This is a genomic window from Zarconia sp. (assembly GCF_057467645.1).
The window spans coordinates 1-26,825 of record NZ_JBRJXU010000045.1; the positions used below are offsets into that span (position 1 = coordinate 1).

19 protein-coding genes and 1 tRNA gene are annotated in these 26,825 nt (G+C 49.4%); 7 read left to right on the forward strand and 13 right to left on the reverse strand.

Features of this window, described 5'->3' with window-relative positions; all coding sequences use genetic code 11:
* Nucleotides 1-336: 336 nt before the first annotated feature.
* The 4 genes from AC2215_RS06320 to AC2215_RS06335 all read right to left on the reverse strand — a co-directional run bounded on the left by AC2215_RS06320 (nt 337) and on the right by AC2215_RS06335 (nt 4,606).
* Complete coding sequence (locus AC2215_RS06320; RefSeq protein ID WP_486809119.1) at nt 337-2,208, reverse strand: sensor histidine kinase; 1,872 nt, start codon at nt 2,206-2,208, stop codon at nt 337-339.
* Between the two features lie 296 nt (nt 2,209-2,504).
* A complete protein-coding gene (locus AC2215_RS06325; RefSeq protein ID WP_486809120.1) occupies nt 2,505-3,506 on the reverse strand; it encodes a glycosyltransferase in 1,002 nt (333 codons plus the stop codon).
* A 154-nt stretch (nt 3,507-3,660) separates the two neighbouring features.
* Nucleotides 3,661-4,020 carry a hypothetical protein gene (locus AC2215_RS06330; RefSeq protein WP_486809121.1) on the reverse strand — a complete coding sequence of 120 codons (360 nt, stop codon included), beginning with the start codon at nt 4,018-4,020 and terminating at the stop codon, nt 3,661-3,663.
* Nucleotides 4,021-4,150: 130 nt separating this feature from the next.
* Nucleotides 4,151-4,606: a YraN family protein gene (locus AC2215_RS06335; RefSeq protein WP_486809122.1), complete on the reverse strand. Its 456-nt coding sequence runs from the start codon at nt 4,604-4,606 to the stop codon at nt 4,151-4,153.
* A 108-nt stretch (nt 4,607-4,714) separates the two neighbouring features.
* On the opposite strand from AC2215_RS06335, the gene AC2215_RS06340 reads away from it, so the two are divergent.
* Both AC2215_RS06340 and eno read left to right on the forward strand, forming a co-directional pair.
* The gene (locus AC2215_RS06340; protein WP_486809123.1) at nt 4,715-5,206 is read left to right on the forward strand and encodes a pentapeptide repeat-containing protein; all 492 of its coding nucleotides are present in this window, start codon (nt 4,715-4,717) and stop codon (nt 5,204-5,206) included.
* Nucleotides 5,207-5,671: 465 nt separating this feature from the next.
* The gene (eno, locus tag AC2215_RS06345; RefSeq protein WP_486809124.1) at nt 5,672-6,970 is read left to right on the forward strand and encodes a phosphopyruvate hydratase; all 1,299 of its coding nucleotides are present in this window, start codon (nt 5,672-5,674) and stop codon (nt 6,968-6,970) included.
* Nucleotides 6,971-7,101: 131 nt separating this feature from the next.
* Here the strand turns inward: eno and AC2215_RS06350 are convergent, their stop codons facing one another.
* Nucleotides 7,102-10,611: a WD40 domain-containing protein gene (locus AC2215_RS06350; protein WP_486809125.1), complete on the reverse strand. Its 3,510-nt coding sequence runs from the start codon at nt 10,609-10,611 to the stop codon at nt 7,102-7,104.
* Between the two features lie 401 nt (nt 10,612-11,012).
* Between AC2215_RS06350 and tsaE the strand changes: the two genes are divergently transcribed.
* Both tsaE and AC2215_RS06360 read left to right on the forward strand, forming a co-directional pair.
* On the forward strand, nt 11,013-11,489 hold the full coding sequence (gene tsaE, locus AC2215_RS06355; RefSeq protein WP_486809126.1) for a tRNA (adenosine(37)-N6)-threonylcarbamoyltransferase complex ATPase subunit type 1 TsaE: 477 nt from the start codon (nt 11,013-11,015) through the stop codon (nt 11,487-11,489).
* Between the two features lie 322 nt (nt 11,490-11,811).
* Complete coding sequence (locus tag AC2215_RS06360; RefSeq protein ID WP_486809127.1) at nt 11,812-12,102, forward strand: hypothetical protein; 291 nt, start codon at nt 11,812-11,814, stop codon at nt 12,100-12,102.
* 81 nt (nt 12,103-12,183) lie between these two features.
* Here AC2215_RS06360 and AC2215_RS06365 read toward each other — a convergent pair whose 3' ends face one another.
* The 3 genes from AC2215_RS06365 to AC2215_RS06375 all read right to left on the reverse strand — a co-directional run bounded on the left by AC2215_RS06365 (nt 12,184) and on the right by AC2215_RS06375 (nt 15,801).
* The gene (locus tag AC2215_RS06365; protein WP_486809128.1) at nt 12,184-13,116 is read right to left on the reverse strand and encodes an alpha/beta fold hydrolase; all 933 of its coding nucleotides are present in this window, start codon (nt 13,114-13,116) and stop codon (nt 12,184-12,186) included.
* Nucleotides 13,117-13,251: 135 nt separating this feature from the next.
* Nucleotides 13,252-14,334 (reverse strand): sulfotransferase, encoded by a 1,083-nt coding sequence (locus AC2215_RS06370; protein WP_486809129.1) that lies wholly within the window; start codon nt 14,332-14,334, stop codon nt 13,252-13,254.
* A gap of 384 nt (nt 14,335-14,718) precedes the next feature.
* Nucleotides 14,719-15,801 carry a sulfotransferase gene (locus tag AC2215_RS06375; RefSeq protein WP_486809130.1) on the reverse strand — a complete coding sequence of 361 codons (1,083 nt, stop codon included), beginning with the start codon at nt 15,799-15,801 and terminating at the stop codon, nt 14,719-14,721.
* Nucleotides 15,802-16,803: 1,002 nt separating this feature from the next.
* Between AC2215_RS06375 and AC2215_RS06380 the strand changes: the two genes are divergently transcribed.
* Nucleotides 16,804-17,457: a DUF3386 domain-containing protein gene (locus AC2215_RS06380; protein ID WP_486809131.1), complete on the forward strand. Its 654-nt coding sequence runs from the start codon at nt 16,804-16,806 to the stop codon at nt 17,455-17,457.
* Nucleotides 17,458-17,979: 522 nt separating this feature from the next.
* Nucleotides 17,980-21,741 carry a magnesium chelatase subunit H gene (gene bchH / locus AC2215_RS06385; RefSeq protein ID WP_486809132.1) on the forward strand — a complete coding sequence of 1,254 codons (3,762 nt, stop codon included), beginning with the start codon at nt 17,980-17,982 and terminating at the stop codon, nt 21,739-21,741.
* A gap of 272 nt (nt 21,742-22,013) precedes the next feature.
* On the opposite strand, the gene AC2215_RS06390 is transcribed toward bchH, so the two are convergent.
* The 4 genes from AC2215_RS06390 to AC2215_RS06405 all read right to left on the reverse strand — a co-directional run bounded on the left by AC2215_RS06390 (nt 22,014) and on the right by AC2215_RS06405 (nt 24,146).
* The gene (locus AC2215_RS06390; RefSeq protein WP_486809133.1) at nt 22,014-22,694 is read right to left on the reverse strand and encodes a macro domain-containing protein; all 681 of its coding nucleotides are present in this window, start codon (nt 22,692-22,694) and stop codon (nt 22,014-22,016) included.
* Nucleotides 22,695-22,702: 8 nt separating this feature from the next.
* Nucleotides 22,703-22,954, reverse strand: a complete 252-nt coding sequence (locus tag AC2215_RS06395; protein WP_486809136.1) for a DarT ssDNA thymidine ADP-ribosyltransferase family protein — start codon at nt 22,952-22,954, stop codon at nt 22,703-22,705.
* An 8-nt stretch (nt 22,955-22,962) separates the two neighbouring features.
* Nucleotides 22,963-23,034 (reverse strand) — tRNA-Thr (locus AC2215_RS06400).
* Nucleotides 23,035-23,174: 140 nt separating this feature from the next.
* Entirely contained in the window at nt 23,175-24,146 is a 972-nt protein-coding gene (locus tag AC2215_RS06405) for a GlxA family transcriptional regulator (protein WP_486809137.1), read from the reverse strand.
* A 174-nt stretch (nt 24,147-24,320) separates the two neighbouring features.
* Between AC2215_RS06405 and AC2215_RS06410 the strand changes: the two genes are divergently transcribed.
* On the forward strand, nt 24,321-24,701 hold the full coding sequence (locus AC2215_RS06410; RefSeq protein WP_486809134.1) for a YybH family protein: 381 nt from the start codon (nt 24,321-24,323) through the stop codon (nt 24,699-24,701).
* A 228-nt stretch (nt 24,702-24,929) separates the two neighbouring features.
* On the opposite strand, the gene prfC is transcribed toward AC2215_RS06410, so the two are convergent.
* Nucleotides 24,930-26,546 (reverse strand): peptide chain release factor 3, encoded by a 1,617-nt coding sequence (gene prfC / locus AC2215_RS06415; RefSeq protein ID WP_486809135.1) that lies wholly within the window; start codon nt 26,544-26,546, stop codon nt 24,930-24,932.
* Between the last annotated feature and the right edge of the window lie 279 nt (nt 26,547-26,825).

Here is a 26,825-nt window from a genome sequence, read left to right on the forward strand (position 1 = left end):
CGATGCATCACTTTTTCTAAGACCCCCGTCGATGGCCCCGAGAACTTTCATACGCAAATCGTAACTGTAGGGAATCGCCATGGCTGGATGTCAAAAGATCGAGGAACACACTTCATTATGTCCTAAGCGCGGAGCGCTTAGCTATAAGACTGTTTCGGGTGAGGGTGGGAAATGGGGAATGGGGAATGGGGAATGAGGAATGAAGTACCCAACTCACCCGCTTCGAGATTCTCCCGAGTGCGCAAGGTCCCCTCTCAAATAGCCAGCGGGTCCGAACATCAATCCGAGTTAGCATTTGAGTCTATGACTTCAACAATAAACAAAACTGACGTTTTGTTAGTGTATGACTCTTTTTACAAACGGTTGCATTGGGATTTCAAGGGTAAATTCCGTCCCCAAGGCGGGAGAAGACTTAAAATCGATGTTCCCACGGTGCTTTTCCACGACGATTTGATAGCTAATCGATAACCCCAATCCCGTCCCTTGACCGACCGGTTTGGTCGTAAAGAAGGGATCGAATATCTTGGAGTGAATTTCTTTGGGTATTCCACAACCGTTATCTTGAATGTGCACCCTTGCCAAGTTCCGATCGCTCGTTTCTGTGCGAATCCAAATCGTTGGCTCTCGGGGTAGAGCTGAAGCAGTGGATGATTTCGATGGCGTGTCCTCAGCTTTATCGTTTGGCTTGTTGCTGTTCTCTCCTTTTTTGCTGCGATCGATCTCCAAGGCATCGATGGCATTTCCGAGCAGATTCATAAACACCTGGTTGAGTTGATTGGCGTAGCACTCGACTTCGGGTAATTTGCCATATTCCCGGATAATTTGAATGGCCTGACGATGGGGCTGGGCTTTCAAACGATGCTGCAAAATGAGCAACGTGCTCTCAATACCCAAGTGAAGATCGACCGGTTTCATCGCTGCTTCGTCGAGGCGAGAAAAATTGCGCAGTGATAGGACAATCTGATAAATGCGATCGGCTCCGGCTTTCATCGAAGACAACAGTTTAGACAAATCTTGTTTGACAAACTCTAAGTCGCTTTCCTCGATGTACTCTTCAATTTCGGCTACGGGTTCAGACGTATGTTTCTCATATAAATCCACCAACTCGAGAATGGTATTGGTATATTCGTAGGCATAAGCCAGGTTACTCGAAACAAACGTCACCGGATTGTTGATTTCGTGAGCCACCCCCGCCACCATTTGCCCCAAACTCGACATTTTTTCGGTTTGAATCAGTTGAGCTTGGGCGTATTTGAGTTCTTGGATCGCTTGGGTTTTGTCGCGAACTTGCCGCTCTAACTCATCGGTGGTGATAATCACCCGAGCGGTCAGGGGACGCAACAATAACACCATCCCCCCTGTTCCCAGACTGCTCAGAACAACGATCGTCACCGCCACAAATGCCAGTTGCCGATAGACGGGGGCGTACAGTTCTTCGCGATCCATTTTGACGGCAATCCCCCAGTTCGGACTCGAGAGAGACTCAACGGCGATCGCCTCTTCTGTCAATGGTGTCTGAGGCGGGAGGATTCTCGTCTTACCGGGTTTTAACGTTACGGCGGTTTCGATCGCCCCTACGAGCGCATCGGACGCCTCGGTGACTCCCTCTCCCACTGAATTTCTCAGGGGAAAGAACAATTGCACCCCATCGTCGCGAAGGGCTCCGAGAACGATTTCACCGCTGTTTCGCAAACCGGTATAGTCTTGGACGATTTGTTGCATACTCGATACCCGAAACATCAGGATATCGGTTCCCACTCGCTCCTGGTCTGGATTGAGAATGGGAGTCGCGACGATCGAATAATACTCCCCATCTCGTTCGAGGGGTTCGCTGACAACCGTCTCTTCGGATTGCGGTATCGACGATCGCCCTTTAAATCGCTTCGGAATCGGCACTCCCAGTTGCACAACTTGTTCGCCACTTAGCGCAAACCGGCTGATTCCCACCACCTCTTCAGAACGATTCATCGCCTCTGTCAGCGCTCGCGTCGTGAATTGAACCATTTCCGCCCGAGATTGCTCACCTCGATTGTAATCTTCGAGCATTTGCCGCGCTCGGGTTCGGCTGGTAATCTGCTCTGCCACATTTTTGGCTCGGGACAGAAATTCTTCCACAGCCATCGCTCGGGTTCGGAGTGCAAACCGCAACTCTCTTTCCTGTGCCTTTTTGAGTTGGCGATACAGGGGCATAATACTGACGACTGCCACCAATATCCCAATGATAAAAATCCCTAAACTCGAATAAAGGATCAGAGATTTTTGTAATTTTCTAGAACTCGTTAAATTATTAGAAAAAATTATGATTTGTTTGAGATTACTCCATTTTTTGAAAATATTTTCCATAGGGCAAAAAAAAGATATTTCTTTTATAATATCTTTTTTGGATTTTGATTTTGATGAGTTCAGTATAAATGCTGATATCTATTGCAGAATAAAATTTATTCTTAATAACAATAATATTTGCTAAAATCCTTCGAGCGTTTCATCATACGATCTAAGAAAAACTAACTCGAGATTCGTAGCTTCTTGCGAACTTTTTTAAGCGATCGCATCATCCATAACCTCCCCAGGCGCCATCGACTCAAACCGGGAATGGGCGAATTAAATTCCCCACGGCGATCGAAAAAGGCATTAATCTCCTTTAAAATAACTCTCAGTCGTCGCACCAAACTTTCTTCTCGATACGGCTCGAAAAACGATTCCGGTAAAGGCATCAGATCGGGCGTATTTAAAACTTGAAGAATGCGTTCCACATCGTAGTCTCGATCGAATCCGGCAATTTTGTGGCAGTTGAATCCCGGATCGAGATAGTCCGCTAAAGCGTGATTGACACTCGAAAACACCTGGCAGCCGCATGCCAGCGCTTCCAATGGCGGCAACCCAAACCCTTCGCTTACCCCGATCGTGCCCCAATATTCCGCAGAATCGTAGAGATAAATTTGGCTGCGATTGAACAGTTCGGCAATATCTTCGACAAAACCCGTCAAAAGTTCGACGCGACAGCGCTGTTGTAATACCGGAACCAGTTGTTCGAGGAGATATTCCGAAGACTTGCGCACCTGCACTAACACGTCGATATCCCGTGGCTTGCCCTGGTTGCCAAATTCATCGCCAATTTGATTGGGGAGGTGATAAATGAGGGCGTTGGGCGATCGCTGCCCCCAATATCCCATGGTATTGCGGCTGACGGTAACGATCGGGATATTTGCCGGCAGATGGAAGCCGTAACCCGCACTGTGGGCGTGGTAAATAGTGGGACGGTTTCCCAGTTGGGCAATCAATTTAGGGACATCGAAGCCCCAACTCACCACAAAGATATTTTTATCCGTATCCGGGCGCGCGAGAAGATCGGCTAAAAAAAGGCAATCGGGTTCTCGCTGGCGGTAGGTCACAATTTCCGCCCCGCAAATTTGGCGGGCGAGATTGACGGTTTTCAGTTCCGCCCACAATCCACCCCCCCCAAATTTAGATGTGGTTCCGGGAACCAAAAAATAAAGCGTTCTCAACGATCGCAACCTCCAAATTTCTCCCCATCAGCGCGTCTCCCCTGTCCCCATGTCCCAGTTTCTCCCCATCAGCGCATCTCCCGTTTAGCTTGGGAGAAAAATCGCCTGTTGACCCTCATGGGGCAGTACGTGGAACGCAAAATCGCCGCTTAACTTACTGAAAATAACTGCAAATCCACTCGCCCGCACCTTTCGTCTCAAAAGGAATGGGGCGACCGTTTTTAGGAATTCGCACCCGATCGCGACAATTATAAATCTCGATCGGGCGAATTTCTCGTGTTTTTCCCTTTTCAATCCGAACGGAGGCACGATATTCCCAGTAATTTTTGGCGCTGCGTTTGATGCGAGTAATGCAAATCGATCGCTCTTGGGTGGTGCGACATAATGCCGCTTGTGCGGGGAAAGCGATATTGAGAGACAAGATGACCAGAAGCAGAAAAACGATCGATTTCACCAGACGACTGCAAATTAAAATGCGAATGAAAGCCAATCGATTATAGAACTTATTAGACATCTCGAGGAAAAGGGTGAAGGGCAAAGGGATCGTAAATTTATAACTGCGGTATAGAAATTGATTTGAGTTTTTATTTCTACCAGATGTCTCTTGTCTTGATGTGGGCGCTTGACCTTAACGTGTTGATTTTTCAGCTAAAAGCCGACTCAATATAATTGTGAAGCGTGAGGCGATATCCTGCCACCTCGATGGGTTTTCCCAAAACGATCGAATCGGAAACTTCCGCAAAATTCTGCGGCATCCCATCGGGACGAGCAATTTTCTGACACCGCACCAGTGCCACATCAAACCGACAAGGCACACTCGCCAACTCGGGAAACTCCACCAGATACAACTGTGCCGTCTGAATCAGTTTCTCCTGTTTGCGCCGATTGATGGCCAGTAAACCATCGCCATCCCAGTTACCGCGCGATCGGGTTTTCACTTCCACGAACGCCACCCCCGAACCCTTCGCCACCACATCCAACTCCCCCCAGCGACATCGCCAGCGACGGTGCAAAATCTCCCAATTCCGACCTTGCAACCACCGTGCCACTAAATCTTCACCAAGGATGCCGAGAGTTGTTCGTGTCTGAGATTTGGGCATAGGGCAATAGACGAGAAGAAGCGGGAATGGCGAGAGTAGCAGCACTAGGGCGGGGCGCTTCCTGGTACGATGAGAGCGTATGGTAGCGCGCGATCGAATCGATCTAGAATGTCTAAGTTAATCTCTCGTCTATTGTCCTTCGTTCTGTTCTGTTTCATGACTCTGGGGATGGCAAGCGCCCCAGCCGCTGCAGAATCCTACGATAAGCTTCCCATGCGCGGTTCGGACTTTTCCGGGCAGGATTTGCGAGACTCGGATTTCGACCAAACAGATTTGCGCGAGAGCGACTTTAGTTACGCCAACTTACAGCAGGTGAGCTTATTTGGAGCCAACCTAGAACGGGTTAATTTTGAAGGGGCGGATTTGAGTTACGCCAGTTTAGGGCCGGCACGATTTACCGAGGCGAATTTGAAAAATGCCATCCTCGAAGGGGCCTTAGCGTACAATGCCCGGTTTCTCAGAGCGAATATTGAGGGAGCGGATTTTACCGATGTGTTACTGCGCCGGGATGTGAATAAAACCCTGTGCGAATTAGCTTCGGGTACGAATCCGGTCACGGGACGGGATACCCGCGAGACCCTGTTTTGCGATTATCTATAGAACCCATTTGAGAACTTTGAGAGGTTGAATTAAGCTAGCGCTCGCCTCCGAATCGGGATCGTTCCTGAGTCGATCGCGATCGAGCAATCTCACCGGGGAAGTTTGTAGTCATGGGGTTCCAATGGAGAAGTCTCTGGATTAACGTCAGTTTTGGAGCGGACTGTTTCCGGTGAGGACGGGGAATGGGGAACGGGGAACGGGGAATAGAAAAAATCTATTTCTTCGATCGTGTCAATGAACTGATGACGAAGTGCTATAACTCTTTCCCACACCAACACCCAACACCTCACACCCCTCCTGACCGAAAATTCTCCGATCTCAAACAGAGATTATCGCCTCAATCCGCAAATATCCTTAACTGGATACCCCAGAGACCCCGCAAAGCTCTATTCTGGTACAGGCGATCTGCTGTATCTGGCAGAATTCGACTCATTGTCACCTGACCTCGGGAGGTTTGCAACGGAAATGCTGAATGTTTCTGAAACCACGATCGAATCCATCCAAGCCTGGGAAATCCTCGACTCGCGGGGCCGTCCTACCGTAGAAGCGGAAATACGCCTCATGAACGGTGCCGTGGGGGTTGCAAAAGTCCCTAGCGGTGCTTCTACGGGAACCTTTGAAGCTCACGAACTGCGCGACGGCGATGCCAGTCGGTACGGCGGCAAAGGGGTGACCAAAGCCGTGGATAACATCGTCAATAAAATAGCGCCGGATTTAGCTGAAAATGCCGATGCTCTCGACCAAATTGCCATCGATCGGGCGATGATCGATATCGATGGTTCGGCGAATAAGTCCAACCTGGGGGCGAATGCGATTCTCGCGGTATCCCTGGCGAATGCCCACGCGGCCGCTAGCGCCCTAGAAATTCCCCTCTACCGCTATCTCGGCGGTCCCCTGGCGAATTTGCTGCCGGTGCCGATGATGAACGTGATTAACGGGGGAGAACACGCCGCTAATAATATCGATTTTCAGGAGTACATGATCGTTCCCGTGGGGGCCGGATCGTTCCGGGAAGCCCTGCGCTGGGGTGCGGAGGTGTTTGCCTCCCTGGCGAAGGTACTCGATAGTAAAGGATTGCTGACGGGAGTGGGCGATGAAGGGGGATTTGCCCCCAACCTGGGATCGAATATCGAAGCGGCCGAATTGCTGGTGGCGGCGATCGAAAAAGCGGGGTACACACCCGGCGAACAGGTTGCCCTAGCGCTGGATGTGGCCGCGAGCGAATTTTACAAAGACGGTCAGTATACCTACGACGGCAGCGCCCATTCTCCAGCGGAATTAATCGATTATCTCGCCGGGTTGGTCGATCGCTTCCCCATTGTGTCGATCGAAGATGGACTCCAGGAGGAGGATTGGGACAACTGGAAACTGCTCACCGACAAGCTGGGAAGCCGCACCCAACTCGTCGGCGATGACTTATTCGTTACCAATGCCACCCGGTTGAAAAAAGGAATCGATGGGGGAGTGGGCAACTCGATTTTGATTAAAGTCAATCAAATCGGCACCCTCACCGAAACCCTGGAAACCATCGATTTGGCGACTCGTAACAGTTATCGATCGGTCATCAGCCATCGATCGGGGGAAACCGAAGATACGACGATCGCCGATTTAGCGGTAGCAACCCGCGCCGGACAAATCAAAACCGGTTCCCTCTGCCGCAGCGAACGGGTGGCGAAATACAATCGCCTGTTGCGGATTGAAGACGAACTGGGCGATCGGGCCGTTTATGCCGGAACCATCGGCATGGGACCGGTTGTGGGTTAGTTCGCGATCGGGGCAACGGAAGGCAACGGAAGGCTTCGGGGGCTTGGGGAGCAAAATTCTCTAGAATTTCCCCCCTTTCTCCCAATTCTCCCGTTTCTTCCGAAGCTCTCCACAAGCGACATCCTCGATGGCTAACCTAACTCCTCCACTGCCCCCAACGCCTTCAGCGTCGCTTTCTGCGCTTCCGTCAAACCCGTGACTCCGGTAATATTCGTGCCTTCGTAGGGTCGTGGCGCTCTCAGGGTTGTGATGCACTCTCCGGTTGCGATATCCCAGAGTTTAATAGTTTCATCGGCGCTGCCACTAACAAGGGTATAACCGTCAGGACTAAAGGCCACGGAATTGACCAAATTCTTATGTCCCAGAAACTGTTGGAGACATTGACCGGTACGAATATCCCACAGACGAATACTATGATCTCCACTTCCACTCGCAAGAATCTGACCATCAGGACTAAAGGCTAACGACCTCACCCAACTTGTATGTCCCAGAAACTGTTGGAGACATTGACCGGTACGAATATCCCACAGACGAATACTATGATCTCCACTTCCACTCACAAGAATCTGACCATCGGGACTAAAGGTCAAAAATATTACCCAGTCAGTGTGTCCTTGAAACTGTTGGAGACATTGACGGGTACGAACATCCCACAGCCGAATAGTATGGTCTCCACTTCCACTCGCAAGAATCTGACCGTCAGGACTGAAGGCTACTGAGACTACCCAGCTTGTATGGCCGTGAAACTGGTGAAGACACTTACCCGTGTCAACATCCCACAAGCGAGTTGTTCGATCGTCACTGGCACTGGCAAGAGTACGACCATCAGGACTAAATGCTACTGACCTTACCCAGCTTGTATGGCCGTGAAACTGGTGAAGACATTCACCGGTACTGACATTCCATAAGCGAAGTGTTTGGTCTTCGCTGCTACTCACTAGAGTTTGACCATCAGGACTGAATGCCACAGAACTTATCCAGTTACTATGTCCGTAAAACTGGCGAAGGCATTCACCTGTACGAACGTTCCACAGGCAAACAGTTTGAGTCTCACTGCTACTTGCTAAAGTTTGACCATCAGGACTGAAGGCAACAGACCACACCCCATTTGTATATCCATGAAATTGATGAAGACATTTGCCTGTACGAACCTTCCATAAACAAACGGTATGGTCTTCACTGCCACTAGCGAGGGTTTGACCGTCAGGACTAAAAGCGACAGACCTTACCCAGTTGCTATGTCCCAGAAAGTTGTGAAGACATTCACCTGTACTGACATTCCACAGGCGAATAGTCTGGTCTTCACTGCCACTAGCAAGGGTTCGACCATCGGGACTAAATGCTACTGACCTTACCCAGCTTGTATGGCCGTGAAACTGGTGAAGACATTCACCGGTACTGACATTCCATAACCAAACAGTTTTATCTTCGCTGCTACTAGCAAGGGTCTGACCGTCGGGACTGAATGCTAAGGAGATCACCCAATTGTCATGTCCTTGGAACTGGCGCAGATATTTACCTGTGCGAACATCCCATAGGCGAATAGTTCGGTCTTCACTGCCACTAACAAGAGTCTGACCGTCAGGACTAAAAGCGACAGACCTTACCCATTTTGTGTGTCCTTGAAACAAATGGATACACTGAGAGGTACGAACATCCCACAATCCAATAGTTCGATCGTAACTACCACTAACAAGAGTCTGACCATCAGGACTAAAAGCGACAGACCTAACTCGGCTTGTATGTACTTGAAACTGATGAAGACATTCACCTGTGCGAATATCCCATAGGCGAACAGTGCGGTCATCACTGCCACTGGCAAGGGTTCGACCATCGGGACTAAATGCTACTGACCTTACCCAATCCGTATGTCCTTTCAAGGTAGCTACACATTGATAATTGTCGATTTTCCATAGTCGTATCTCGCATTTTGTATCGCTTGTCGCCAGAGTCTGACCATTGGGACTGAATGCAACACAGTGAATACTACCAAAGCAGTCTGTAAACGTTGACTTCGACAAATCTGCACCAACAAAACTCAAATCGTGCAAACTCATACCCTGCAAATAAGCTTGCCAAACTGCCAACCCCGAAAAGTCATACCCTGTGACATCCACCTGCAAATAACACAGCAGATTCAAAATATTCCCAGCCGCATATCCCGGCCGCATATCCCATTCCCGCAAATCCGCTAACAACCCCGGCAATCGTGCCGCCAGATTTGGTATCCGTTCCGCCAGGGGTGTGAGAATTAGCCGAGTTTGGGTATCGCGGACGTAATCCTTCGCCGTCGCCTTCATCAACGCATGACGGTTCAATAACCCTAATTCCCCAGTCTCGATTTCCCCAGCCACCGATTCAATCAGACGATCGCTCAAATATTCCATCACCACATTTTGCAGCGTAAACCCATCCTCAGCCGCTTCAATCAGCGATCGCCCCTTCAGATTATTCAAACACTCCAGCAACCGAGGCATCGGCACAGACGGCACGATATCCTCCCGTAATTCCGCCACCGTCACCGGTTCGCGGTTAATCGCCAGCCAGTACAAAATCCCCTGCGCCAATACTGAAGAGCGATCGAACTGCTCTTGTAATAACTTGCTAATTCCCCCAAAAATCGCCGCACCTTGAGCCAAAAACGCCGCCACGTTGCCCCCAAATAACTCTTTAACTGAGGTCGCGATAATATTCAGCGCCAGGGGATTACCGCTATAAAGTTCGATTAACTGAGTCAGTTCTGCCTCCGTTCCCGATACCCCCTTCGCCGTCAGGATATCTTGTGCTTCCCCATGCAACCCCGCTAACGGTAACGTCCGCACCGGACGGCTTTCCCCTTCCATCACCGCCACTTCGGCCGGTTTCTCCCGACTCGTTACCACCACACAGCTTTGATGGGACGACTCCCCCACCCGTTTGAGCAACTCCCCGTAGCCGTCGTATCCGGGACGATATTGTCCTGCCTGGGAACCACCTTCGAGAATCGACTCGGCATTATCCAACACCAGCAAACAGGATGCCCCCCGCAAGTACTCCAATAATTTAGTTATCTTCTCCCCCAACGATTCGGGAAAATCCGCCTCCTGGGGGTTGAGGCATTTGAGCAACGTATCGAGCATTTTCTGTGGTGGTGGTGCTTCCCGGAGACTGCGCCAAATAACGACATCGAAGCGATCGCCATCTGCCAGTTTATCTGCCGATTTATCTGCCAACTTCCGCGCCAAAACGATCGACAGCGCCGTTTTCCCAATTCCCCCCATCCCCAGCAACACCACCAATCGGCACTTCTCCTCGATAATCCACTGCGTCAGGGTTGCCAGTTCCCCCTCGCGTCCGTAGAAACTCGAAATTTCGATCGCCTCTCCCCAATCCTGACGCGGTGCGGGACGGGGTACAGGCAGTTCGGGAAAATGAGACTCATCCGATTTATCGGCAATATCCTGCCAGTCGTAACCCAACACGCGGGCAATCTCCAGAAAATTGAGAAAATCGATCGCCTTGCCATTGAGAAACTTACTCACCGTATCCCGCGCCATCCCCAACTCTTCGGCAAGTAACTTTTGTGACGGGTAGCCATTGCGCCGCAACGCCGCCTTAACGATGGGAATATATTGGGAGGAAACTTTGAGCGATCGAGACATTTGCGTGAGTTGGGAATTCGGAGGCGTGGAATTCGGAATTGAGAATTTGCAGTTCCTTTTTAGTGTACGCAGATCGCCGATAACGCGCTCGATTTTGCCACGATCGTGAGTTTGTAGGGGCTGTAGGGGCAAAGCATTTGGGCGATATCTCATCGGGAAAACGATACCTTACAAATCCAAATGCTTCGCCCACCCGGATGTATGCTCACCTCATCTCTGATTGGCATTGTGGGAAATGGGTGATGGCGAATTGGGCATCGTTAGGATAAGGTAGGCAATTGGGTAACGAGTTTGAGATTGGCGATCGCCCGATCGAACCAGCCCACCCGACAACTCACGCAAATTCATGTTGGGATTGTGGGGAATTGTTAATTGTCAATGGTCAATTGTCAATTGTATTCATGTCCTCTCCGATTACGATATCTCTAGCAAATACCGCCGCCACCCAGGCATTTGGCAAACGGCTGGGAGAATGTTTGCCGCCCGGTTCCACGCTGTTACTCGAAGGGGAATTGGGGGCAGGCAAAACCACCCTCGTTCAAGGATTGGGAATAGGATTGGGGATTACCGATGCGATCGTCAGCCCGACGTTTACCCTGATTAACGAGTATCCCGAAGGGCGGATTCCCTTATATCACTTCGATTTATACCGATTAGATCCGACGGAAACCCAAGGGTTGCAACCGGAACTTTACTGGGAAGGCATGGAAGTCGAACCCGGTATCGTGGCGATCGAGTGGGCGCAACGGCTATTATATCGACCGAGCCGCTATTTAGAAATTCACCTGATTCACCAGGGGGAAAAGCGGCAAGTTCAGTTGCAGGGGGTTGGCGGATTTGAAATCGATTTGGACGGGGACGATTCGTTCCAACCCTAAAGAAGTCCCGTTGGCTTTTGGGGTTATTCGTGGGAACCCATCTGCGAAGGTGTGAAAACCGCCCTCAAGGGGGGTCTTCCTCAAGTCAATCGATCGAAAATATTGAGATACAGTGTATCTATGGCGCAACTCCCTCGCTAATATAGCAGTCGCCATAACTGTTAGTCGAATCTCACGCCAGTATCTTAATGAACGCGCGCGGTTGCTATATTCTTTTTGTCCCTAACCCCAGTGGGGGTGAAGTGTCATAGAACCGAGCAACATGGTGAAATAACCCGGTTAAATCCCCATAGAGGTCTGCAAACTTCTGGAGTTTTTTTAGATGAACGCGGCATTGCACCGAATTTTAAAGTCTGCCTATCGCAAAGAACCCATTTCTAGCTTTATCTTGCTGGCGGGAGTCGTCAATGTTGCCATCTCCGGTGGGAGCGGTAGTGGGTCTTTATTTACCTTTGGCATGGGAACGATCGCCATTGCCATCATTATTCGCTGGTGGCAAATCCAGCACGCTCCAACCTCCCGGCCGGAACCTGTTTCTGAATATACCCTACCGCCGAGTCCCGGGCGTCCCTCTCTACCGAACCTCAAATCGAGCCATCGGCATCGACGATAGCGATGTCGCGACTCGGAATCCCACACCCGATACCCCAGACTCCGGTCTGATTCCGAACTGAGGTGCAATCGAGCGAGGTTTTCACCCAGCATGGGTTGCGGCCAAACCCGCAGCTTTTTCTAATATCCACTGTTCGACGATCGGATTCACCAGTTCGGGGGCTTCATCTTGGGGGCAATGTCCGACCCCCTCCAGGGGAATAAAATCTTCGACGGCCTCAAATTGAGTCCATTCCCGCCCGAGAGCAATGGGTTCCCAGGGGTCGTCCGTGCCCCATAAAATGAGCGTCGGACAAGGCAATTGAGCTAGCAGTTCTTCCGGTAGTGGACCTTGAGAGTAGCGGGTAAAAGCAACGAATACGTCAGCTGCACCAGGGTCTCGGGCGGGTTCGAGAAGCAATTCCACCAGTTCGTCGGTGACGGCATCGGCGCGTTTGTAGGCTTGCAGCAAAATCTTGCGGACGGTGGCAGGGGTGGCCAATCGATCGAAGAAAAAGTGACCGATGGCTTTGATGCCCAGCATCTTTTGCAATAGAGGCGCACCGATTTGTTTGAACCAGGGTTGTTGCGCTCGACGGCGATCGTGAAGCAGGCGCAGGGAACAGTTGAGCTGCACGACCCCCAGCACCCAGTCAGAATGGCTGAGTGCCGTTTGCATTGCCGTGACGCACCCGATCGAATTTCCCACTAAAAAGACCGGTTCGCCCACCACTTCCCGACAAAAATCGGCGACTTGAGCGCTCCAGGTTTCAAAGGTATACTCGATTTCCAGTCCCGGTGTGGGTTTGGCCGATCGCCCGAATCCGATACAGTCGATCGCCCAAACTCGGCAACTGCGGGCGAGGACGGGAATGTTTTTGCGCCAGTGTTGGGTGGATGCGCCGAAACCATGCACTAAGACGACAGCGGGTCCTCGATCGCCCAGGGTTTGATAGCCGATCTCAAATCCTCGCCATTTCCACGCGAGCAAGGGAAGGGCTTCGGGAGTCGGTGTCGTTGTTGGAGAAAGAGACATGGTGGGGATAAAGGATGGGTGAAGGCAAATACGTCAATCGCTCGGCGCGAAAACCGAGCGATCGATAATCTATTTATATTTTGTAACAAATAGGGAAAAGCTTAACAACAAAAGTCCTTCATCCAAAGACTCGAATCATGCCGTCCACCATCCTTGCTCTATTCCCATTTGAAATGCTTTGCACTCGCCCACAATGTTCGTCACCCGCGAGCGCTCCTCGGCCGGCATTTCATCTTTCCATTTGTCGCAAACGGCTTGAGAATTACGAAAGACAGAGAAGTAGGGATTGATGCCAATTTCTCCCCTTTTTTGGCGCAAGTTACTCGTGCTGCAGGTGCTGTCTTCAATAAAGGATGAGGTTTCTTGGGTCAGAGACAATCCAAAGTGTTGGAAGATTTGCTCGACAACGGTTACGGTATTCGCAACTAAGTTTTCATAGAAAATCGGCAATCCCCTCGAACTCTTCGAGCAAGCCGACAGAACCGACTCAACATCAATACGCCACAACATGGCTTCTTTTTCCGTGGTGGTCTCTAATTTGCCCGCGTACTGTTCGGCGAGCTCTGGAAAACAGTCCCTCAAAATGTTATCGAGTTTCTGCGCCCTGCCGGTGGGCATGAGTGCATTCTGCTGACCCTTAATGCGAGACCACACCACAGCACAGGGATGACGCATCAGATAGACTACCGGGACGTCCAATGTTTCGAGCAATGGAGTCACAATATCCACCATTTCCACTTGCTTGAAAATCAGAGTGGGAGAATTGTCGGATGGGGTGTTGGGAGTATACAACCTCCGAAAAATTTGACCCGCGAGAGGGTTTCGCCTCGACAGCGGCCAGATCGCACGTCGTCCCCAATTCAGGGGCATTTTATAGTTGTTATGAAAAAAAGGTGGCTTCTCAATTTCGGGATAGGCTGGCAATAGGGAATGATAAATTTGCGATCGATCTTCTGATGAGAGTTGAGGCGAGCGAAGAATTTTTAAACTTCGCTCGATGTCTGGCTGAGTTTTTGCTAAGCGATGAAATGGCTCGAAACGATAGGCAACATCCGGATGACTCGAAATTAAAGTCCCCAGCCATGTGGTTCCGCTGCGACTTGCACCAAATATTGCCCCGAGAGAAAGTGATGGGTTTTGCGATTGGGACTTGGGCGGTTCCCACTCAACTCTTGAAGGGATGATTTTTTGATTATTTTTTTGAGCTGAAGTCAACATATAATTTTGGACTAAGAGTTAACACTAAACTCGATCTTTTTGCGACATCTAACGAGGCAACCTAGAAAATATTCTCACAAATTTTGCTGTATTGTAATGAGGATATTACTAGGATTTTTATTAGAAGATATCGATATTTTTTATATTTTATGAGAGTTTCAAAATATATGTTCAACCCTTAAAGTAGATACACGAAACTTTACTATTTTTTAACAAAGTACATGCGTGTTTTTACTGAGTATTCTATAACCAATGGAGAGCCCAAATAAATCAATCGCTCGGTTTTATTACCGAGCGATTTTTACTATAAAAATACTAAAAAAACAGTATACTCAAGACTCAAAGCCGATTGATACTTAATTTCCCCTCATGTCGATCTAGAGGTTATGCTGACCACACACCTTGCTCGGCAGCCATTTGAAATGCTTTGCTATCGCTGACGATTTTCATCACGCGCGCTCGGTCTTCTGCTGGCATTTCCTCTTTCCATCGGTCGCACACGGCTTGAGAGTCACGAAATACGGAGAAGTAAGGATTTATACCAACCTCTCCTCGTTTTTGCCACAAGTCATTTGTGGTCTGGGTGCTGTCTTCGATAAACGAAACTGTATCTTGAGTCAGGGATAAATTGAAGTGCTCGAACACGCGCTCGACAACGGGTAGGGTATTTTCTACGAGTTCTTCGTAGAAAATCGGCAATCCCTTCGGACTGTTCGAACAGTCCGAGAGAGCACATTCCACATCAAGGCGCCAGAGAAGCGCTTCTTTTTCAGTATTCGTCTTTAATTGACCAGCATATTGTTCGACTAATTCCGGAAAACTTTCTCTCAAAATCTTATCGAGTTTATCAGCCCGACCGGTCGGCATCAATGCATTTTTCTGACCTCGGATGCGCGACCAAATGACAGCGCAGGGATGGCGCATCAAATAGACAACCGGTGCCCCCAATCGTTCGAGCAATGGGGCAATGAGATAGACCATTTCCACCTGCTTGAAAATCAGGGTTGGAGTTTGCCCGTTACCGGTCTTCGGGGTATACAACTTCTGAAATATTTGACCGACAAGAGGCATTTTGCGCGCGAAAGGCCAGGTAAATTCTCGCCCCCAATTTAGGGTAGCCTGATAGTCCTTATCAAAAAACGGTGGCTTTTCGATTTCCGGATAGGCTGGTAGTAACGAATGATAAATCTGCGATCGATCTTCTGATGAGAGTTGAGGCGATTGCAGAATTTCAAAACTTCGACCCACATCCGGCTGAATTTTGGCCAGGCGATGAAATGGCTCGAAACGATAAGCAACTTTTGGATGGCTCGAAATCAGAGTTCCCAGCCATGTAGTTCCGCTACGACTCGCACCAAATAGTGCACCCAGAGGTAGAGACTCTTTGTGTGATGACATTTCACCTTGTTCGACGCTCGGCGCAGAAGCAATGTTGGGTCGTTTTTTTTGAGCAGTTGAAGTCAGCATGAGGTTCGGATCTGTTGCATGAGGTTGAACTGGAGATTTTTCGACACACGATCGATGCAAGGGAAAAATGATTTTTGCAGGCTACTCTGTACTATCTTGAAGAGCATACTGTATTTTGTAACAATTCAATGTATATCTTGTGTATTTTTTAGAAAAAAGTCTGCCCTGAAATTTTGGACAAGTCCAAAAACCTAAGTAATATTACGGAAGCAAATAATAGGCTACGTAAAATTACTGATACCGCGATCCGAGAATTTATTTATACTGTTGGCTAAATTTTGATAAAAACTTGACATTTATAATATTCATACGAGTGCAATGGGGCAGAAATAACTACCTGGAGATAGACCGGTGAACGCTATATACAGTAAGCATTTTTAATGCGCGCATTTTGCGCGCATCGTGAGTGGTGTCGGTTTCCGTGCTGTAACTTTTCAAGACGCATTTTTCATTCTGCGTAGCAGCACTCAAGATAACATGAAGCCTTGTAAACATGGTGGGTTATCGGCTGCGTTGATGCAATCTGAGATCGCACTGAGCAACTGAGCAAATGTCAGATTGCGTTTGAGATCAAATCCGGTTAAATGACCATAATACGTCAACTTTATGGGTAGTCTTCCCCCCCTGCTTCCTGGAGCCTCCTGGAGGCTCCCCTGCACTCAACCCTTAATTATGGTTAATCCACCGGATTTGATATGACAAAGGATGAGTTGTCCAAACACTTCTCCTCTAAAGCCCCCATCCCTCGTCGCCCGATCGACCGGCTTGCTGTCACGGGCGCGTGAAGCCATTACCATCGCCCTTTGGCAATCCCATGCCACTCCCAATCCTCACGACTTCCACAGGTTTTGCCCAGTCGGTCAGTCAAGACGAAAAACAGAAGCCCGGTGTCCGCCCCCATGGAGGGACACTTGTTTTGGAACGGTACGCTCGGTACGATAGACGAAGCGGTCGGAGATCGCTATCTTTGACAAATCTGATATTCACGATAAGGAGAGTAGCATGAGCGATCGCACAGACGCCCGTGACTTGATGCGCGAAGCCTACGAAAATCGCTACACCTGGGATAAAAATTTCCCCGGATACACGACGGAAATTACCCTCAAGCGCCCGGATGAGGTGGTGACGGCAAAGGCGCGCGTCAACCGGGATCTCTCGGCAGATGTTCTCGAAATCTCCGATGAGTCGGCCAAAAAAGAAATTCAAAACCAACTCTGGGAAATTGCCATTCACCGAGTTCGCCGCAGTTTCGAGCAAACTCACGGTAAGAATACCTTCAGTCTTGGGGAAACCGACGAAACCGGTGCCGTGGAAATTCTTCTGGGGGGCAAGTCTGAGGGCGATCGGTATAAGTTACGAGATCGGGAAGTGTGCATGGTACACCGCCACATCCATGGCGTTGTGGTGACGATTCATACCTTCAGCAGCCACGATACCGGCGCAGGATATCTCTCCCATCGCTACGACTCCATTTACCACGATCCCGAAACTGGGGAAGCCAAGGGCGGACGCAGCGAGTTTGAAGATAATTACGAGAAAGTCGGCGATTATCAGATTTTGACAAGCCGGACGATCGAAACGGAAGTCAATGGCGAAAAAGTGAAAACCGAGTACGGTTTCTCGAATGTTCAGTTGCTCGAACCGGCGTTGGTGTAGCGGGCGCCTTCACCGGCGAAGGTAATCGATCGCACCATCTCAATATGACCGATAAGGTTGAACTCGACTCGATCGGGTTCAACTTTTTTCGTGCCAGGTTTCCCATGGGTTTTTCTCGATGGAACGTGAAGTGTCGGTTATAGCGCTTCGTCATCAGTTTATTTACACGATCGAAGAAATATAGCGCTTCGTCATCAGTTTATTTACACGATGGCAGAAACCGGTATTTTCCATTCCCCATTCCCCATTCCCCATTCCCCATTCCCCAATTTTAGATTGAGGTGTTCGAAGGAAAACTCAAATTTTGACTCACCAGAATCGACGATGATGCTTTTCTATTAGACATAGGCGCGAAAATCAAAAATCCAATCAATATCTATGGTTCAGTCATGAATTTCTTCCCCCTTTCCCCCTTAACCCTTAACCCTTAACCCTTTTGGGCGCCTAGGTCTATTCTCCACACCCTACACCCCATACCCCACACCCCGCTAAGATCGAAGAGGATGTTTGCAGGGTGAATCGATGAAGCGGATCGTACTGATTGCCGGGTTTGAATCCTTTAATGCCGACTTGTACCGTAAGGCTGCCGAGTCCGCCACGTCTGGCTGTCCGGAGTTGGAGATTCGGGTATTTAGCGATCGCGACATTGCCACTCACCCCGATACCATTGCCGCCGCGTTGCAAGATGCCTCGGTATTCTTTGCCAGCCTCATCTTCGACTACGACCAAGTTCTCTGGCTGCGAGAACGAGTCCGGCATATCCCCATTCGCCTGGTGTTCGAGTCGGCGTTGGAGTTAATGAGTTTGACGCAAATTGGGGCGTTTAAAATCGGCGACAAACCCAAAGGAATGCCCAAACCGGTGAAATTCATCCTGGGAAAATTTAGCAGCCAGCGTGAAGAGGACAAACTCGCCGGATACATCAGCTTTCTCAAAACCGGGCCCAAACTGCTCAAATTCGTCCCGGTGAAAAAGGTGCAGGATTTGCGCAATTGGTTGATAATTTACGGCTACTGGAATGCAGGGGGAACCCAAAATGTGGCGGCGATGTTTTGGACGATCGCCCAAAAGTACCTGGATTTGAAGGTTGAAGAAATTCCCCCACCCATTGAAACGCCGAATATGGGATTGCTGCACCCAGAGTATGAGGGGTATTTTGAATCTCCCAAACAATATTTGTCATGGTATCGCCATCGGGATGTGGCAAAAAACGCCGCCCAAAAACCCGTTGTCGGCATCTTGTTATACCGCAAACATGTCGTTACGAAACAGCCCTATATCCCCCAACTCATTCGCCATTTTGAAGCGGCCCGGTTAACGCCACTTCCGATTTTTATTAACGGGGTAGAAGGTCACGTGGCGGTGCGAGATTGGATGACTTCCGCCTACGAAACCCAGCAGCGAGAACGGGGGATTAAAGAAACCCTTTCACTGTCTGCTGAGGCGGTGGAAGTGGATGCGATCGTCTCAACCATTGGTTTTCCCTTAGTCGGCGGGCCGGCGGGTTCCATGGAAGCGGGAAGACAGACGGAAATTGCCGTTAAAATTCTCAGTGCGAAGAACGTCCCTTATTTCGTGTCTGCACCGCTATTAATTCAAGATATTCACTCCTGGACGCGCCAGGGAATTGGCGGTTTGCAAAGTGTGGTGTTGTACGCGCTGCCGGAACTCGATGGGGCGATCGATCCGGTTCCGTTGGGGGGATTGGTGGGAGAAGATATTTACTTGATTCCCGATCGCGTCAAACGATTAACGGGACGAGTGAAAAATTGGATTTCTTTGCGACAAACGCCCCCCGAACATCGCAAAATTGCCGTCATTTTATATGGGTTTCCACCGGGATACGGGGCAACGGGAACGGCGGCACTTTTAAATGTGGGGCGATCGCTCGTTAATTTCCTCAAAGCATTAAAAGCACAAGGCTACATTGTCGGAGAAATTCCTGAAGATGGGGAAGAACTGATTCGCCGGGTGAAGGATGCCGATGAAGCTTATCCGGACTCGCTCGAATTCTCAAATGGCAAACAGAATTCTGTGACGACCGTCAATGCCAAAACTTTAGAAAAATGGCTGGGCTATTTACTCACGACGCGCGTAGAAAAGCAGTGGAAATCGCTGACGGGGACGGGCATTAAAACCTATGGCGACGAGTTGCAAATTGGTGGCATCACTCTGGGAAATATTTGGATTGGCGTGCAACCCCCGTTAGGACTTTCCGGCGATCCGATGCGGTTGATGTTCGAGCGAGATTTAACGCCCCACCCTCAATATTCGGCGTTTTATAAATGGTTGCAAAACGAGTATCAACCCGATGCGATCGTTCATTTTGGGATGCACGGAACGGTGGAATGGCTGCCGGGTTCTCCTTTGGGAAATACGGGGTATTCTTGGTCGGATATTTTGCTGGGAGATTTACCCCATTTATATGTTTATGCGGCGAATAACCCTTCCGAGTCGATGTTGGCAAAGCGGCGAGGATACGGGGTTTTAATTTCCCATAACGTTCCCCCCTACGGACGGGCGGGATTGTATAAAGAATTAGTCGCCCTGCGGGAGTTAATTGGCGAATATCGCGAAGATTCACAGAAGAATTCAGCCCTTAAAGAAGCGATTTGTCAGAAAATCGTGGATGCGGGGTTGGCAGCGGACTGTCCTTTTGCAGAGGCGGAAAAATTAGGAATTGCATTTACCGTCGAGAACGCACGACTGTTTAGCAAAGATATCCTCGACCCCTATTTCCTCCAAATCTACGAATACTTACAAGTTCTCGAACAGCGTTTGTTTTCCTCTGGGTTGCATACGCTGGGGGAAGTGCCAGAGGGCGATCGCATTGAATCTTATTTGAGTGCCTATTTTGAAAATCGGCTCGCACCGGAAGTCGTGACCGCCCTGGCGACAAATGATACTCATTTCCTGAAAAAATACCAACCGCCAATTGAGTCAAACAACGATATTTTTCATGTCATTCAAGAAGCCAAATCGATTCGAGATTTACTGCTGAAAACCCCCGAAGAAATGGTAAACTTATTACGAGGGTTAAATGGCGAATACATTCCCCCAGCTCCCGGCGGCGACCTGCTGCGAGATGGTCCGGGAGTGTTGCCCACGGGACGCAATATCCACGCCCTCGATCCCTATCGAATGCCGTCTCCGGCGGCCTATCTTCGCGGTCGAGAAATTGCCCGAAAAATTATCGATCGCCACTTAGAAGAACAGGGAGAATATCCGGAAACCGTGGCGGTAATGCTTTGGGGATTAGATGCGATTAAAACCAAAGGAGAATCTCTGGGAATTCTGTTAGAGTTAGTGGGAGCCGAGCCGATAAAAGAAGGCACGGGACGCATCGTTCGGTACGAGTTAAAGCCCTTAGAAGACGTTGGGCATCCCCGTATCGATGTCTTGGGAAATTTATCGGGGATTTTCCGCGATAGTTTCGTCAATGTTATCGAATTGTTAGATGATTTGTTTGGGCGAGCCGCCGATGCTGAGGAACCCGAAACGCAAAACTTTATTCGCAAACACGCTTTAGAATTGCGATCGCAAGGGATTGAAAATGCTTCGGCGCGGTTATTTTCCAATCCGGCGGGCGATTTCGGTTCTTTGGTGAACGATCGCGTCGTCGATGGTAACTGGGAATCTGGGGAAGAATTAGGCGACACTTGGCGCGATCGAAATACCTTTAGTTACGGCCGAAACGATAAAGGAAACGCCCGTCCGGAAATCCTCAATAAATTGCTTCAAACCACCAACCGCATCGTCCAAGAAATCGATTCCGTCGAGTACGGTTTAACGGATATTCAAGAATACTACGCCAATACCGGCGGCTTGAAGCGGGCGGCAGAACAAAAACAAGGCAAAAAAGTCAGTGCCAGCCTTGTGGAAAGCTTTTCTCAAGATACCAACCCGCGCAATTTAGAAGAAGTTTTGCGCCTAGAATATCGCACCAAACTTCTCAACCCCAAATGGGCAAATGCCATGGTGGAACAGGGGTCTGGGGGGGCTTACGAAATCTCCCAACGAATGACGGCATTAATCGGCTGGGGGGGAACGGTAAATTTTCAGGATTCCTGGGTGTACGATGGGGCCGCCGAAACCTACGCCTTCGATGCCGAAATAGCGCAAAAATTGCAAGCTGCAAACCCCGAAGCCTTTCGCAACATCATCGGGCGAATGTTGGAAGCCAACGGACGAGGATTGTGGGATGCAGATGAGGAGAAACTGCAGAAGTTACGGCAACTGTACGATCGTGCGGACGAAGAACTTGAAGGGGTGAACGGACAATGAACAATGAACAATGAACAATGAACAATGAACAATGAACAATGGACAATGAACAATGAACAATGGACAATGGACAATGAACAATGAACAATGAACAATGAACAATGGTGAACGGTTATAGCTGTATTGCCGTGAGCTTAGAACACAGCCTGTTGGAGAATTGCTAGCTTGCTGGGTACGGGCAAGGCTTTGAGAAATTTTCGTCGAACTCCATGAATAATGCAGGCTAACCTCACGGCAATATAGCCATAGATAGTACGACAAGAGACGAAACACTACGAATTCACTCGAGCATCTTTACGATCTGCAAGTGAGTATAAGTAACGGAACACATCTTTGTATGTTTGCTTTCCAATACCTTCAACTTTTCTTAAGTTTCTGAATCTATAGATTGGAAGCGCAGCCATAATTTTCTTTCGAATTTTATAGCGTAGATTCAGCTTGTCAGCCCAAGGAAGCGACTCGATATCATTGAGCATCTTCACCATGTGACCCTCTACACCCGAAGCTTCTTTTTCTGTATCTTCACAAATAAAAATATCAATGTCTAGATCTTGCAAATACTGTTCCATCAGAGGTCGTACAACATCCCAATCTAATCGACCATTGCTGCATCCTAGCTTGGGAAATGCAATAGACGTAATTCCTCCTTTTTGATAATTAAGAGAAATATACTGAAGACCTTGTTCTATCCATTCAAGCTGAGATGGATATTTCCAGTGATTCTTGGTGGGAAAATTCAGAATCCACGGATAACCATTATCTCTGTAAAGATAAGGTCTCCCGATATGTACTTGATTCGCCTGACAACGCTCTACATAATCCTTTTCCATCTCGGGAAATCTTAACTGGAACTCAAGAGCGAGTCCAGCCCCCATAACACCCACACAATTTACCGTATTAACGATTGTTTGTGCGCCAACATTAAAGACTGTCGTATCGGTCGATTTAATCATGAGTAGGGCTAGAAGTATAACTCTTTATTTACTTTTCCTCTAATAGGAGTTCCTTGTTTGGCTGTGATAATTGCCTCACGAGACTTCTGAGAATCGCAGAATATGATTTGAATCTTGTCTGGAGAAATTCTTTGATGAACGAGTACTTCTGCACACTTGATGCGTTTACCATCTTCGATATCAGTCCAAGTCTTGGCTCTAATTAAGTCCCAAGGCAGTTGGCTGAGGCGTGACTTCTCTCTATGAATGTTGCAATCGATCGCCTAAAAGCTGGTGACAAGATTTGAACTTGCGACCGGCTGATTACAAATCAGCTGCTCTACCACTGAGCTACACCAGCGTACAATTTATGATAACCGATCGGAATCGATCGGGGCAAGGGGAGTTTTCGGGGAAACAGGAGGAAGAACCCATTCCAACGTCCGCACCGATGATGTGCTTAGGGTAGTTTGGGAACCCATCCCCAATACATCGTCAGATTCATCGCATTCTCGATCGCTCACCTCTGCTGACAGCAAACCGGCGTCTGTATTCACTCGGTTGCAACCCGATCGAGCGTTGAAAGACTTTTCGGAAAGCCCCCGGGTCTTCATATCCAACCTTTGCAGCGATTTCCCCGAATGACAGTTGTGAAAACTCCAACATCTCGCGGGCTTTACCCACGCGCAACGTTTGAAGATAGACAATGGGTCTCATCCCGGTCGCTTTTTTGAAACGGCGTAGAAATGTCCGTTCGCCCAACACTGCCACACTAGCCATATCCGCAACCGAGATCGATTTACTGTAATGGACTTGCAGCCAATGCTGTACCGTTAAAATCTCTGCATCGCCGTGATGAAATGAGGGGGAAAACTGGCTGTAGGTTTTTTGTTCTCGACCCTTGGGATCGACCAAAAACAACTGAGCGACTTTCAGCATGATAGATGGCCCCAAGAAGCGATCGATTAAGTGCAATCCTAAATCGATCCAAGCTGTGACCCCCCCTGCGGTAATCACATCGCCATCCTCAATCAGCATTCGATCGGTTTGCACTCGCACGTCGGGGAACTTGGCGGCGAAGGCATCTTTCAACGCCCAATGGGTGGTTGCAGGGCGTCCCTTCAGTAAACCGGTTCGGGCGAGTATAAATGCAGCCGTGCAAATGGAACAAATCACAGCCCCACTTGCATTCTGCATTTTTAACCATTCGAGGAGAACCGCCTCGGGTTCCTCTTCACCTCTGCTTTCCAGATTGGGAGGAACGATCGCGACAGTCAGCGGTGTGAAGTGGTGTCGGTGACGATCGCTTGACTCGTCCAACTCCTCGACGCGATTCGATTCGGACACGACGTGCCAACGACTAACCCGTAGCGGTTCTACCGTTTGCAAACCGTTTTCCATCGCGATTCGGTTCGCGCTCGCAAACAGGTCTGTCAGCCCATACACTGCCGATAGCTGGGCATTTGGGTACATCACAATGCCAATCGTAACTGGCCCAATCGTAACTGGCTCCGACATAGATTGTCAGTAATGGCATTAAATAAGTCAATTTTGCCACTATTGCGCTCGTCGGAACATCAGTAATCTGAAGATATCGAAAATTCAATGTTTGAGGCGATCGGGCGATCTCGATCGTGGAGAAAAGATATGCTGACGGAAAAACAAAAAGCTACTATTCTCGAGGCTGTAACGACCGGAAGTGCCGCATGGCGATCGGCTTTTAACTCAGGCGATGCTGCCGGTTGTACCGCCCAATATGAAGAAAATGCAGTGATGCACGCTAGACCTTTTGGGACTTTTACCGGTCGAAGCGAAATTCGAGCGTTTTGGCAAAAGCTCATTGATGATGGTTTTTCGAATGTTGAGTATCTCGAACCTCAAATCGAAATCCTCAATGAAACCAGTGCTGTCCTCACTGCAAGTTGGACGATGAATCGTGCCCAGGGTGTCATTCACAAGGAATTCTGGGTATTGCAAGAAGATGGAACGGCCAAATTACGAGAAGATGATTTTGAAGCTTTCAATTAACGTCAGTTTTGGATCGGAGTGTTTCGGGTGAAGGTGAGGAATGGGGGATGGAGTACCCCGATCGCGCTCCAGGAAATTTACCCGACGTCAGTGTAAAAGAATACTGACTGAAAGGGGAAAACCCCCGATTGATTGCCCACGACCGTATCTTAACCGATGTGGCGACTGCCATCAGTCGTTGGGGGAGAAGTTTTGACGCTCGAAATCTGCCCCCCACAAACTGCCGAATTAGACCGAAGCCGGTTCTTGCCCCGACACCACTGGGGCGATCGCACTAAGTTTCAACTCCGGACAATCACCCTCAGTCTGGCTGACGTTCCACTCGTTCCGGAACAACAGAACCGGGCGGTTCCAGCTATCTTTGACAGCGACGGTATTGAACAGGCGGCCGGCTTTTTCCAAGGCATCCCAGCCCCCCGTCACCCAGCGAGCAACGGAAAACGGCAACGGTTCCAGGCGCGTCTCGACACCATACTCGTTTTGCATCCGGAACTGCACCACTTCAAACTGAAGCTGTCCCACTGCTGCCAGAATCGGATCGCGCTTCGATTCGTCCACCGAGTACATAATTTGTACTGCCCCTTCCTCGCGTAATTCGGAAACTCCTTTGCGGAATTGCTTGAACTTAGAGGGGTTGACGTTGCGCAGATAGGCAAACAGTTCCGGCGAGAAACAGGGAATTCCATCGTATTCGAGCTTTTTACCCGTATAGATCGTATCGCCGATCGCAAAGACCCCCGGATTGTTCAGACCGATCGCATCTCCAGCGTAGGCAGTTTCGATCGAAGCCCGATCTTGGGCGAACAGCTTTTGCGGCCGGGAGAGACGGACGGTTTTGCCGGTGCGCGCGTGTTGCACCACCATATCCTTTTCAAACTTACCGCTACACACCCGAATAAACGCCACCCGATCTCGGTGTTTCGGGTCCATATTCGCTTGTAGCTTGAACACGAAACCGGTAAATTCCTCGTAGGTGGGAGCAACATCTCCCGTAGTACTCGATCGCGCCCCCGGTTGGAGGGCATATTCGAGAAACCCATCGAGGAACAGTTGCACCCCAAAGTTATTCATTGCACTGCCGAAGAACACGGGAGTCATTTGCCCGGTGTGGACGGCATCTAAATCTAACTCGCTACCCAATTCTTCGAGAATTTCCAACTCATCTTTGAATTGGTGGTAAAGGTCTTCTTCGAGTAATTCTTCAATCCGAGGATCGCCGAGTTCGATAATAGTATCGGCAGCTGCCTTACTACCGTGGGCGGTACGCTCGAATAGATGAATTTTGCGCTCGCGTCGATCGAACACCCCTTTAAATCGATCGCCCGTACCAATGGGCCAAGTCACCGCATAGGTGGCCAGTCCGAACTCCTTTTCGATTTCATCCAACAATTCCAGGGGGTCGCGACTGGGACGATCCATCTTATTGATGAAGGTAAAGATGGGAATCGCTCGCATCCGGCACACTTCAAACAGCTTCCGGGTTTGGGGTTCGAGACCTTTTGCCCCGTCTTCGAGCATCACCGCATTATCAGCGGCTGTCAGGGTGCGATAGGTATCTTCGCCGAAATCTTGGTGTCCGGGGGTGTCGAGTAAGTTTAACTGGCGATCGCAATACTCGAACTGCAACACCGTCGAGGTAATGGAAATTCCCCGTTGTTGCTCCATTTCCATCCAATCGGAAGTGGCGTGGCGCTGCGCCCGTCGTGCTTTCACCGAACCGGCTTGGTGAATCGCTCCTCCATAGAGCAATAGCTTTTCCGTGAGGGTTGTTTTTCCGGCATCGGGGTGCGAGATAATCGCAAAATTCCGACGGCGATCGACTTCATTTTGTAGTTCGGCAGTCATGAGGGACGCGATCGGTTGGCTGATGTGGAGCGCTTAAAGTGTAGCAAATTTCGCCCCGATCGACCTAATTTAACGTCAGTTTTGGATAAGACTGTTTCCGGTGAGGGCGGGGAATGGGGAATGGGGAATGGGGAATGGGGAATCGGGATGAAGTACTTTGCTCCCCTGCAACCAGATGTAGCCAGTGCGATCGCTTCGCTCATCAAGAGGCTTGCCAACCGCCCGAATCTCACCCAGAGTCGGCATCCCGTCGACGTCGCGGTCGCAAAACTGACGTTA

Bases quoted from the DNA above. Each gene is read 5' to 3' on its own strand.
- AC2215_RS06330 (WP_486809121.1), bottom strand. From the start codon at position 4,020: ATGTCTAATAAGTTCTATAATCGATTGGCTTTCATTCGCATTTTAATT.
- AC2215_RS06335 (WP_486809122.1), bottom strand. From the start codon at position 4,606: ATGCCCAAATCTCAGACACGAACAACTCTCGGCATCCTTGGTGAAGAT.
- AC2215_RS06340 (WP_486809123.1), top strand. From the start codon at position 4,715: ATGTCTAAGTTAATCTCTCGTCTATTGTCCTTCGTTCTGTTCTGTTTC.
- eno (WP_486809124.1), top strand. From the start codon at position 5,672: ATGCTGAATGTTTCTGAAACCACGATCGAATCCATCCAAGCCTGGGAA.
- AC2215_RS06350 (WP_486809125.1), bottom strand. From the start codon at position 10,611: ATGTCTCGATCGCTCAAAGTTTCCTCCCAATATATTCCCATCGTTAAG.
- tsaE (WP_486809126.1), top strand. From the start codon at position 11,013: ATGTCCTCTCCGATTACGATATCTCTAGCAAATACCGCCGCCACCCAG.
- AC2215_RS06360 (WP_486809127.1), top strand. From the start codon at position 11,812: ATGAACGCGGCATTGCACCGAATTTTAAAGTCTGCCTATCGCAAAGAA.
- AC2215_RS06365 (WP_486809128.1), bottom strand. From the start codon at position 13,116: ATGTCTCTTTCTCCAACAACGACACCGACTCCCGAAGCCCTTCCCTTG.
- AC2215_RS06370 (WP_486809129.1), bottom strand. From the start codon at position 14,334: ATGTTGACTTCAGCTCAAAAAAATAATCAAAAAATCATCCCTTCAAGA.
- AC2215_RS06375 (WP_486809130.1), bottom strand. From the start codon at position 15,801: ATGCTGACTTCAACTGCTCAAAAAAAACGACCCAACATTGCTTCTGCG.
- AC2215_RS06380 (WP_486809131.1), top strand. From the start codon at position 16,804: ATGAGCGATCGCACAGACGCCCGTGACTTGATGCGCGAAGCCTACGAA.
- bchH (WP_486809132.1), top strand. From the start codon at position 17,980: ATGAAGCGGATCGTACTGATTGCCGGGTTTGAATCCTTTAATGCCGAC.
- AC2215_RS06390 (WP_486809133.1), bottom strand. From the start codon at position 22,694: ATGATTAAATCGACCGATACGACAGTCTTTAATGTTGGCGCACAAACA.
- AC2215_RS06405 (WP_486809137.1), bottom strand. From the start codon at position 24,146: ATGTACCCAAATGCCCAGCTATCGGCAGTGTATGGGCTGACAGACCTG.
- AC2215_RS06410 (WP_486809134.1), top strand. From the start codon at position 24,321: ATGCTGACGGAAAAACAAAAAGCTACTATTCTCGAGGCTGTAACGACC.
- prfC (WP_486809135.1), bottom strand. From the start codon at position 26,546: ATGACTGCCGAACTACAAAATGAAGTCGATCGCCGTCGGAATTTTGCG.